Source organism: Spirulina sp. CS-785/01 (genome assembly GCF_028330525.1).
Taxonomy (GTDB): domain Bacteria; phylum Cyanobacteriota; class Cyanobacteriia; order Cyanobacteriales; family Spirulinaceae; genus JAQMSD01.
In genome coordinates this window covers 1-10,162 of record NZ_JAQMSD010000054.1, presented here as the reverse complement: position 1 = coordinate 10,162, position 10,162 = coordinate 1, and the positions used below count along the sequence as shown (strand labels likewise).

Below are 10,162 nucleotides of genomic sequence, written 5' to 3'. Positions count from 1 at the left end.
TCCCCTATCTCCCGACACCCGACACCCGACACCCCCTTGCACCATCAACTATCCACTATCAACTATCAACAACCCGCTTTTTGGGGCGGAAATTGAGGAAAGGGCTGAGGAGGAGTAAACCAGGAAACAAGAAGAACACAAAAAAGTACATCAGGGTACGTTCAATGGAACTGGCCACATACCAACGTTGATTGAGATAAAAATAGAGTAAGCCTGGTAAAACCAATAAATATAAGCCGCTTAAAACTAGATATAATAAAGCTAGAAAAATTGTACTATCCATCATAGACTCTTGCTCTAAGTTCCTAAAAGATTAATGAAGTTAAAATCCTTGGGTGGGATCGGTTCTCCACCGGGAGCAAGCCCCCAGACCCGGAAAACTCGTTGATTCATATTGTACGATTCATATTGTACAAGTTTCTGGTCGTTCATTGAGCTTAACGACAAATCTTGTAGTTTCCGGTACACTACAGACCATAAAATCAATGGTAAGTGTAAACCCTATCGACCTCAAGCATTACCCGTGAATTCAGAGAAATCATTGCTCCCCCCCGAAATTTGGCTAAGTCTGATCACCCCTCCAGTCTTGGGTGGGATTGGCGCGATCGCAGCAATCACCCAAGGACTCCAGGATCTCGGAGAAGTAAGCGAAGAAGTATTCCGAGGCGATCGCCTCCCCTTACTTCCCTTTCCCCCGGACTCATCTTACCCGGACTCTGCCAACAGCGAGTCCCCCCAATGACAGAATATAACCAAATCTCCAACCAATTCTGTATCGGTTTACCCCCGCACGATCCCCCAAAAATCGTAAAATAGATCACCCACAAAAATTGTAAGGACAGCCACCATGAGTTCGCTTCTCCAATCATCCGAGCAGGCAATTCAAGTTCCCTCCTCCTCCTCAATGCTCTTACTGCGTCACCGTATTAAATTAGTTGAAGAACTATGGGAGTCGGTTCTTTTGTCCGAGTGTGGCCAAGAATTAGTCGCACTACTGAAAAAACTGCGCGATCTCTGTTCTCCCGAAGGACAAACCACTGATCTTGACAAATCCACCGTAGTTCAACTGATCGAACAACTGGATTTAAAGGATGCAATTCGCGCCTCCCGTGCATTCGCGCTCTATTTTCAATTAATGAATATTGTCGAGCAGCATTATGAACAGCGGGAGCAACAATTAGCCCGACAAGCCACCTATAAAGCCCAAAGCAAAGACGATCAGCACAAAGACCCAGCGACCCACTCCCAAAACGGGACAGAAAACCGTCATCCCGTAGGGGTGAAACAGCTAGAAAAAACCTGGCAAGGGAGTGAACCCACCTATCAAAAAGCCGGGACCTATCAATGGCTGTTTCCCTATCTATATCGCCAGAATATGCCCCCGGCCAAAATTCAACGACTGTTAGATAATCTCGACATTCGGCTGGTATTCACCGCCCACCCCACCGAAATTGTCCGCCATACCATCCGCCGCAAACAACGGCGCATTTCCGGCATTCTCCATCAATTAGATCGGGCTGAAGAAGCCTATCACGCCGTCGGCTTTAGTAACTCCTGGGAAGCGGAAACCGCCACAGAACAATTACACGAAGAAATCCGCCTCTGGTGGCGAACCGATGAGTTACACCAGTTTAAACCCACGGTTCTCGATGAAGTGGATTACACCTTACATTATTTCCAAGAGGTGTTATTTGATGCCATCCCGGAACTCAGTTTACGACTGAAACAAGCCCTAGAAACCACGTTTCCCCGTTTACGTCCCCCGAAAAACCGCTTTTGTTATTTTGGGTCTTGGGTGGGGTCTGACCGCGACGGCAACCCCTCTGTCACCTCCCAAGTGACTTGGCAAACCGCTTGTTATCAACGGGATATTGTCCTCGAAAAATATTCCCACTCTGTCCAAGATTTAAGCAACCTACTCAGTTTATCTCTGCACTGGAGTAATGTGTTGCCCGAACTGTTGGACTCCTTAGAAGCAGACCGGGCCCATTTGGGGGAAGTCTATGAAAAATTGGCCATTCGCTACCGCCAAGAACCCTATCGCTTGAAACTGGCCTATATTCATCAACGGCTAGAAAATACGCGAGAACGCAATAATCTCTTGGCTAGTCCGGACCGTCAAAAACAGAAGGTGTTAGACGAAATTAATCCCAGAACCATCTATCGGTCTGGGGAGGAATTTTTGGCCGAATTACGTCTCATTCAACAGAACTTAAAAGAAACCGGGTTATGTTGTCGGGATTTAGATAAACTCATTGCTCAGGTGGAGATTTATGGCTTTCATTTAGCCCAGTTGGATGTCCGCCAAGAGTCCACCCGCCACGGGGAAGCCTTGAGTGAGATTTTTGAATATATCCAGATTTTACCCAAGCTCTATGAGGAGTTGACCGAAGCGGAACGTCAAGCCTGGTTAAGTGAGGAGTTACCCACCCGTCGTCCCCTGATCCCCCCTGAAGCTCCGTTTTCGGAACGAACTCAGGAGACCATTAAGACGTTTCAAACCATCCGTCGGATGCAACAGGAGTTTGGGGCGGCAATTTGCCAAACTTACGTCATCAGTATGAGTAATGATGTGAGTGATGTGTTAGAGGTGATGTTATTGGCCCAAGAGGCGGGACTTTATGACCCGGTGACAGGGGTGTGTGGGTTAAAAATTGTGCCGCTGTTTGAAACGGTGGATGACTTGCAACGAGCCCCGGAAGTGATGCGATCGCTGTTTGAGTTGACCTTTTATCGGGCCGCTTTAGCGGGAGGGTATGAAGCCTTAAAAACCCAAGAGGCCGAAATTGAACACCCCCACTCCTCCCGGCCTTATTCCCAACCCCTGCAAGAAATTATGTTGGGGTATTCCGATAGTAATAAGGACTCCGGTTTCCTCAGCAGTAATTGGGAAATTCATAAAGCACAAAAAGCCTTACAAACCGTCGCCCAAGAATATGGGATTGCCCTGCGGATTTTCCACGGTCGTGGGGGGTCTGTGGGTCGTGGCGGTGGCCCGGCCTATGAGGCGATTTTAGCCCAACCCAATGCGACTATTAATGGACGGATTAAGATTACTGAACAAGGGGAGGTGTTGGCTTCTAAGTATTCTTTACCGGAGTTGGCGTTATATCACCTAGAAACGGCTTCTACGGCAGTTTTACAGGCCAGTTTGTTGGGCAGTGGGTTTGATGATATTCAGCCCTGGAATGAGATTATGGAGGACTTGGCGGCGCGATCGCGCCAATGCTATCGGGCCCTCATCCACGAACATCCCGATTTTATTGACTTCTTCCTCTCGGTGACTCCCATCCCCGAAATTAGCCAACTGCAAATCAGTTCCCGTCCGGCCCGCCGGAAAAAATCCGGGAAAAAGGATTTAAGCAGTTTACGGGCAATTCCTTGGGTATTTAGCTGGACCCAAAGCCGTTTTCTCGTTCCCGCTTGGTATGGAGTCGGAACCGCCTTGAGTGAGTTTCTCGCCGAAGAACCGGAGGAGAATTTAAAACTGTTGCGCTATTTTTACTTTAAATGGCCCTTCTTCAAGATGGCCATTTCTAAAGTAGAGATGACCTTGGCGAAAGTGGATTTAGAGATGGCCCTTCATTATGTCCAGACGTTATCTTTACCCGAAGACCGCGAACGGTTTAACCAAGTTTTCCAACAAATTGCGGATGAATTTAATCTCACCCGCCAATTAGTCCTACAAATTACTGGACATCAAAACCTATTAGATGGGGATGTAGAGTTACAGCGTTCTGTCCAACTCCGCAACGGCAATATTGTTCCCCTCGGTTTCTTGCAAGTCTCCCTCTTAAAACGCTTGCGGGAATACAGTCGCCAAGGGGTGGCCGGAGTGTTCCATTACCGCTACTCCAAGGAAGAACTCCTGCGGGGTGCATTACTCACCATTAATGGCATTGCGGCAGGAATGCGGAATACTGGCTAAACAACTGGGTACAATAAAAAAACATTCAGCAGGACAGTGGACTATTCCTAGGAACAGTTCACTGTTTGCTATTTCGGGGAAGTCAGCCCCTCTCGGTGAAACTAAAATCACCCAAAATTCGCTAGAAGCCTTATGATAATTAGGTTCTGACCTTATGTTTAGGCTAATTTTCTACTGCTTCGGTCTTTCTGCCATCTGCCCTCTGTCTTCGGATGTTGGTGGCGTAATCTAGGGACTGGCTTCTACTGCAATCCTCTCTCCGATTACAATAGGGAGTAGGAGTAGATCAGGGTGTACTGTCTAGACTGACTCACTAGCCAACAAAATGATATTTTTTCCACTAGGGTTGATGGTGGTTTTGTCACCGTCAACTCCGAGGTATTGATGATTCCCGTTTCCGGGTGAAACCGACACCCATGATGTTTGTGTGAGGGATAGAGTAGAAACTTTGATTTAAGCGCAAGACTTAGCGGATTTTCTGCTCTTTCAAGAGAAGAATGATCTGAAAACTCCTTTAATTTTAGTTACTTTTAATGGCTAAAACGCGATCGCGCCTAGGCTCAACCCTTACAATTCTAAATTAACACCGATCATTCCCCCTTGACCGAGGTTAACCCCCATTTTCTGGGAAATCCCCTTTTTCTCGAACCATCCGCCCAGTCATTCCTAAGTTATCATGCACTCTATTCTTATCGTTGAAGACAGCCGCACCCAGCGAGAAATTCTTCGCCAATTTCTCACCCGTCACAAATTTTCTGTCACTGCGGTTAAAGATGGTTTAGAAGCACTCAAAGCCATTAAGCGTAACCCTCCTGACCTAGTGCTACTCGATATCATTATGCCCCACGTCAACGGGTATGAAGTTTGTCGTCACCTCAAGTCCAACCCCAAAACCCATGATATCCAAGTCATCCTCTGTTCCTCGAAAGATAGTCAAATTGACCGTTACTGGGGACTTAAACAGGGGGCCGATGCGTACTTGATTAAACCGTTTACCGCGAAAGATTTACTGGTGACGATCAAACAATTGATCTCGGTGAGAAGCGAAGCGTGAGCAATTAACAATTAGCAATTAGCAATTAGCAATTAACAATTAACAATTAGCAATTAACAATGGTTCTTTGTTGTTTATTCTTTGTTCTTGGGGAAAAAGGGAACAGGGAATAGGGAATAGTGGGTTCTTTGTTCTCCCCCATCTCCCCCATCTCCTCCATCTCTCATCCCCCATCACCCCTTCTCTTCTTCAGGAAAGCGAATAATATCTTCATCCCCTAAAAATTCGCCATTTTGGATTTCAATCATCACAAGGGGGATCACACCGGGGTTTTCGACGCGGTGGGTGGTGTTCATGGGGACATAATTGGATTGTTTCTGCATGAGGAGGATTTCTTCCCCATTACAAATTAATTTAGCCGTTCCTGATACAACCACCCAATGTTCACTGCGATGATAGTGCATTTGGGTGCTGATGTGGTGGCCAGGTTTCACCTTGATGCGGTTAATGCGATAGTGGGGTCCTTCTTCTAACACCGTCACAGTCCCCCAAGGTCGTTCTTCGACGCGAATTCCTTCTGAAGTGGCCAGGGGATGCTCAGTTGGGGTGTTGGCCGTATTATTGGGACTATTATTGGTGGTATTACTCATAATTCTCTTGCTGTGGATGGTGGCATTATTTTCATTTTCGACAAAAATCTGTAATCCGAGTGATGAGTCTCAACAAAACTATAGGTTAACTTGATAGCGTTGTCACGACGGAAGAACAAGCGATGCAAGGGAAACAAGTCTTATTAACTGGAGGAACAGGGGGTTTAGGGTTAGGTGTCACCCCGTTAGTGGTTCGGACTGGGGCCAAAGTTACGATTCCTTACCGGACAGAAGCGAATGTGAAACGGTTGAAGGAAGTCCTCTCTGGGACGGAGTTTGAGAGTATTCGCTTGGTTCAGGTGAATTTAATGGAGGAAAGCGCGATCGCGCAATTAATTGAAGATATGAGTCGCGTTGATGTCCTAGTCCATCTCGTCGGAGGATTTGCCATGGGTCGCGTTGAGGAGTACAGTACCGACGATTGGCATAAAGATTTTAATTTAAATGTCCATACCACCTTTTTAGCCTGTAAATATTGTTTACAGAAAATGCGGGCTAATGGTTACGGTCGTATCATTACCATTGGGTCTAGAGGGGCAGTCCAACCAGCAGGTCAGTTAGGCTCCTATTGTGCCACAAAAGCGGCTGTCGTAGCGTTAACCAAAGCGATCGCTGAAGAAAATAAAGATCTGGATATTACGGCCAATTCTATCCTCCCCAGCGTCATTGATACCCCCACCAACCGAGAAGCAATGGGAGAAGATCAAGCCGATCAATGGGTCAAACCCCAGTCTATCGGAGAAGTGGTCACATTATTAGGGTCAGAAGAAGCAAGAGAAATTCGCGGGGCTGCAATTCCTGTTTATGGCGTAATGTAGAACGGTAGGGGCAATTCATGGATTGTCCCTACGCCAAAAACCTGCTATCAATTGATGATTGATGATTGATGCTTGATAACTGATGCTTGATGATTGATGCTTGATGCTTGATAACTGATGCTTGATGATTGATGATTGATGATTGATGCTTGATGATTGATGCTTGATGATTGATGCTTGATTACTGTTTACTGCTATAACCCGGCCTCTATTCTTGCATGGTTAAATGAATATCATCCACCCAAACCGTCCCCGTTCCCTCAATAACCACATTGAGTTTAATATTATCGGGATTCTCCCCTGTTCGGAGAATAAAGGGGGTTTCTTGGGTCGTCCAGTCTTGAGTATTCGTCACAGGACTATCTAACGCACGGGAGAAGTATTCCCCTTTCTCTGGGAAATGGCACAACATCTCTAGATATACCTTACCCTGAACGGCTTGGGTTTTGAGACGGGCTTGGTAAAAAATCCTCGTGTTTTCAATCTCTAAATCTCCGGTTTCGTAGAGAGGAACAGTCATCGGTTGCTCTGCTGTAATTTTCAGCGCACCGTTGTTATCATAACTGGTGTCTGCATCAAATTCTATGGCAGTTTCCGCGATGACTCCTTCTAGGGTTTGGATGGGATAATGTTTGAGTTCTGTCACCTCTACTGATGCAGGAGAACACCCCACTACAACACAAGCAAAGCTGAGACTCAGGCAGCGTAACGAAAGTTGAGTCCACATAGTAGCATCCCTCTTGGTTGCTCTTTTTGTAGTATCGCTCAAGATGCGGCGGGGAGTGGGGGATTTTGTTAAAAGTTAACGTTTTGGGTTGAGAGTCATTACCGGATGTTCTGTTTTAAGCAATTTTTAGACTAATTAGGACTGCTATATGCCTATAAATTCCTATCAATTTGCGATTCCCCAAGCCAGTAAAATGGCAATAATTGCGCCAAGAGTAGTATTAATAATATTGACCACTTCATTGGTTAATAGGCTGAATTTCGTTTGTAACGTCGCCCCAATGACACTTTCTAAATTAGTCGCAATAAAGGCCGCAATGAGACACCAGAGAATGCCGAACGGAGAGATTAAACCGACTCCCCATCCTAAAATTGCGATCGCAAGAGAAGCTACCCCTCCCGCCAACGTTCCTTCCAAACTCACCGCCCCTTCCGTTCCCCGGGCCACGGGTTGTAAAGTGGTAATAAGAAACGTGCGTTTTCCGTAGGCTTTCCCCACTTCCGACGCGCAAGTATCGGATAACTTCGTGCTAAAACTGGCCACATACCCCAACACCAGTAAACCAGACCACACCTCATTGACGGCCAATGTCCCCAACGCGCAAACCATGGCCGTCAACGCAGACCCCCAGACATTTTCCGGGCCGCGCACCCCAGACCGTCCTTCCGCGATACCTTGACTTTCCTTTTCCGTTTTGCCAATGCGCGTTACCGCAGACCCCAAGAAAAAATAAAATAAAACCACCAAATATCCCGGCCAGTTTAACGTCCCCCAGAGTACCACCCCCAACCCCCAAGCATGAAGATAGCCCATCAGTGTTAAGAGTTTTTTCGGGAGAACAAACGCCACCCCTAACAGTACCGTATTTAAAGCGATCGCAATAACCCAAGGATTCTCCACCGAGACCATAAACCCACTCTCCAACATTCATCCCTCCAATTATCAGGGATTCCTCCCTCAGACACAAACTCTCACCGCCAATGCTCCATTCTCTCCCAGACTAGGGTATAATGCGAGTCTATGGAGTCTATACCCAATCAATGTCAACCGCGATCGTTGAAATTCTCTCCCCCGAAGAAATCCGCCGCACCTTAACTCGATTATCCTCAGAAATTATCGAAAAGGTCGGCAACCCCTCGGATTTGGTGTTATTAGGAATTTATACACGAGGAGTCCCCCTCGCTCATTTTATTGCCCATCAAATTGAAATGCTCGAAGGCGTAAAAATCCCCGTTGGGGCCTTAGATATTACCTTCTATCGAGACGACCTCCATCGAGTGGGGACCCGGACCCCGGCCAAAAGTAAAATCCCCTTTAACTTATCCGGCAAAACCGTCGTCTTAGTCGATGATGTCATTTATAAAGGCAGAACTGTCCGTGCGGCCTTAAATGCTGTGGCCGACTATGGCCGGCCCGAAGTCATCTACTTAGCGGTACTGGTGGACCGCGGCCACCGTCAACTCCCCATTCACCCCGATTTTACAGGCAAAAAGCTCCCCACGGCCTCCGAAGAAAGCGTGAAAGTCTATGTCCATGATATAGATGGCCGGGATGCAGTAGAATTAATGCGCGAACCATCTTAACCTCACTTCCGGTTTATTCACAAGTTTTTCACAAGCCTTTTTTATCCTGATGATTAAGAACCTTATATTTAAATCAATTTTTATAAAAAATGCCCTCTAATTTCTCCAACTCGGCTGATACTCATTCCTCCAATGAACCGCAAATTACTCAAGCCTTGCCCAAACAACTCAATGCGTATGTGGCAGAGAAATTTACTGGCAAACTTGATATTCAAATGGCAACAGGTCAACAATGGACCATCTATTTAAACCTAGGGCGACTGGTTTGGGCAACCGGAGGAGATCATCCCGTGAGACGGTGGCGACGGCATTTATTACGCTGTTGTCCCAATTTAAATTTAAGCCAAATTAAACTCCGTCAGTCTGAGCCGATTGAATGTTGGGATTATCATATTTTAGTGCTGTTGGTCTTGCGTAAGGTGTCCCAAACCGAAAAAATTGCCCAAGTCATTCACGGTATTGCCCAAGAAGTCTTTTTTGACCTTAATCGAGAAATTACCCTTGCGTCCTTGCATCCTTCGGAACAATCTCCCTTTACCATAGATGCTCATACCGGGGTTCGTCCCTCCAGTCGAGGCATTTTACCCCAGGAAGCCATGTTAAAGGTGGATGAACTCCTCGAACAAGCGCGACAAGCCTGGCAAAATTGGGTGGCGGGAGGATTAACCCATTGTTATCCCAATGCGGCCCCAGTATTGACCGATGTGGAGGCATTGGAGGAAAAAACCCCTCCTCATGTGTATAAAAATTTAGTCAATTTAATTAATGGGAAACGCACCCTACGGGATTTAGCGGGCTTAATGAATAAAGATGTGTTAACTTTGACCCAATCTTTAATTCCTTATTTTCGCCAACGGTTAGTGGATTTATCGCCCATTGCCGATTTAGCCCGGCCTACGTTTAATTTACCTCCCCAGTCTCCCAAAGACAAAAAACGCTCTCAGCCCTTGGTTGCTTGTATTGAAGATGATGCCGGGGTGCAGAAACAATTAGAGGAAATTTTCAAAACGGCAGGATATCGCTTTTTGCCGATTACAGACCCGGTGAAAGCCTTACCGCTTCTGTTACAGCATAAACCGAATTTTGTGTTTTTAGATTTAGTGATGCCCATTGCTAATGGTTATGAAATTTGCGCCCAAATTCGGCGGATTAAGGAATTTGAACAGTTACCCATTGCTATTTTGACCAGTAGTGATGGACTGGTGGACCGAGTACGGGCGAAAATGTCTGGGGCGACTACCTTTTTGGCCAAACCCATCGAGTCCCAAAAGGTGCTGGAAACGGTGCGTAAGGTAATGGTCAACAGTAATCAGTAAACAGTCATTCAATGACCCCCACCTACTTCGTGAGGTGGGGGAGTGGGGAGAGATAACCTTCCCGTAGCTGCGAATAGCTCTCCAGGGGTATTGCGGATTAACACTACTGGTCGTTTCTCTAGACCGGATTAGCTGTAAGGGGGCGG

General features: G+C 46.5%; 10 protein-coding genes. 6 read left to right on the top strand and 4 right to left on the bottom strand.

Features of this window, described 5'->3' with window-relative positions; translation table 11 throughout:
* Window positions 1-58 precede the first annotated feature (58 nt).
* A complete protein-coding gene (gene ndhL / locus PN462_RS02955; protein ID WP_272126443.1) occupies window positions 59-286 on the bottom strand; it encodes an NAD(P)H-quinone oxidoreductase subunit L in 228 nt (75 codons plus the stop codon).
* Window positions 287-523: 237 nt separating this feature from the next.
* Between ndhL and PN462_RS02950 the strand changes: the two genes are divergently transcribed.
* The 3 genes from PN462_RS02950 to PN462_RS02940 all read left to right on the top strand — a co-directional run bounded on the left by PN462_RS02950 (window position 524) and on the right by PN462_RS02940 (window position 4,982).
* Complete coding sequence (locus PN462_RS02950; RefSeq protein WP_272126442.1) at window positions 524-742, top strand: hypothetical protein; 219 nt, start codon at window positions 524-526, stop codon at window positions 740-742.
* A 105-nt stretch (window positions 743-847) separates the two neighbouring features.
* Entirely contained in the window at window positions 848-3,928 is a 3,081-nt protein-coding gene (ppc, locus tag PN462_RS02945) for a phosphoenolpyruvate carboxylase (protein WP_272126441.1), read from the top strand.
* A gap of 676 nt (window positions 3,929-4,604) precedes the next feature.
* Entirely contained in the window at window positions 4,605-4,982 is a 378-nt protein-coding gene (locus tag PN462_RS02940; RefSeq protein WP_272126440.1) for a response regulator, read from the top strand.
* Between the two features lie 173 nt (window positions 4,983-5,155).
* Here the strand turns inward: PN462_RS02940 and PN462_RS02935 are convergent, their stop codons facing one another.
* A complete protein-coding gene (locus PN462_RS02935) occupies window positions 5,156-5,572 on the bottom strand; it encodes a phosphomannose isomerase type II C-terminal cupin domain (protein ID WP_272126439.1) in 417 nt (138 codons plus the stop codon).
* A 122-nt stretch (window positions 5,573-5,694) separates the two neighbouring features.
* On the opposite strand from PN462_RS02935, the gene fabG reads away from it, so the two are divergent.
* A complete protein-coding gene (fabG, locus tag PN462_RS02930) occupies window positions 5,695-6,390 on the top strand; it encodes a 3-oxoacyl-ACP reductase FabG (protein WP_272126438.1) in 696 nt (231 codons plus the stop codon).
* 208 nt (window positions 6,391-6,598) lie between these two features.
* On the opposite strand, the gene PN462_RS02925 is transcribed toward fabG, so the two are convergent.
* Window positions 6,599-7,117, bottom strand: a complete 519-nt coding sequence (locus PN462_RS02925; protein WP_272126437.1) for a hypothetical protein — start codon at window positions 7,115-7,117, stop codon at window positions 6,599-6,601.
* 165 nt (window positions 7,118-7,282) lie between these two features.
* Entirely contained in the window at window positions 7,283-8,044 is a 762-nt protein-coding gene (locus PN462_RS02920) for a TIGR00297 family protein (RefSeq protein ID WP_272126436.1), read from the bottom strand.
* Window positions 8,045-8,157: 113 nt separating this feature from the next.
* Here PN462_RS02920 and pyrR point away from each other — a divergent pair, with 113 nt between their 5' ends.
* Entirely contained in the window at window positions 8,158-8,700 is a 543-nt protein-coding gene (gene pyrR, locus PN462_RS02915; RefSeq protein WP_272126435.1) for a bifunctional pyr operon transcriptional regulator/uracil phosphoribosyltransferase PyrR, read from the top strand.
* Window positions 8,701-8,789: 89 nt separating this feature from the next.
* Window positions 8,790-10,016 (top strand): response regulator, encoded by a 1,227-nt coding sequence (locus PN462_RS02910; RefSeq protein WP_272126434.1) that lies wholly within the window; start codon window positions 8,790-8,792, stop codon window positions 10,014-10,016.
* Window positions 10,017-10,162: the final 146 nt, after the last annotated feature.

Coding starts and splice junctions, on each gene's coding strand:
- PN462_RS02910 (WP_272126434.1), top strand. CDS start 8,790: ATGCCCTCTAATTTCTCCAACTCGGCTGATACTCATTCCTCCAATGAA.
- PN462_RS02920 (WP_272126436.1), bottom strand. CDS start 8,044: ATGTTGGAGAGTGGGTTTATGGTCTCGGTGGAGAATCCTTGGGTTATT.
- PN462_RS02940 (WP_272126440.1), top strand. CDS start 4,605: ATGCACTCTATTCTTATCGTTGAAGACAGCCGCACCCAGCGAGAAATT.
- PN462_RS02925 (WP_272126437.1), bottom strand. CDS start 7,117: ATGTGGACTCAACTTTCGTTACGCTGCCTGAGTCTCAGCTTTGCTTGT.
- fabG (WP_272126438.1), top strand. CDS start 5,695: ATGCAAGGGAAACAAGTCTTATTAACTGGAGGAACAGGGGGTTTAGGG.
- ndhL (WP_272126443.1), bottom strand. CDS start 286: ATGATGGATAGTACAATTTTTCTAGCTTTATTATATCTAGTTTTAAGC.
- pyrR (WP_272126435.1), top strand. CDS start 8,158: ATGTCAACCGCGATCGTTGAAATTCTCTCCCCCGAAGAAATCCGCCGC.
- ppc (WP_272126441.1), top strand. CDS start 848: ATGAGTTCGCTTCTCCAATCATCCGAGCAGGCAATTCAAGTTCCCTCC.
- PN462_RS02935 (WP_272126439.1), bottom strand. CDS start 5,572: ATGAGTAATACCACCAATAATAGTCCCAATAATACGGCCAACACCCCA.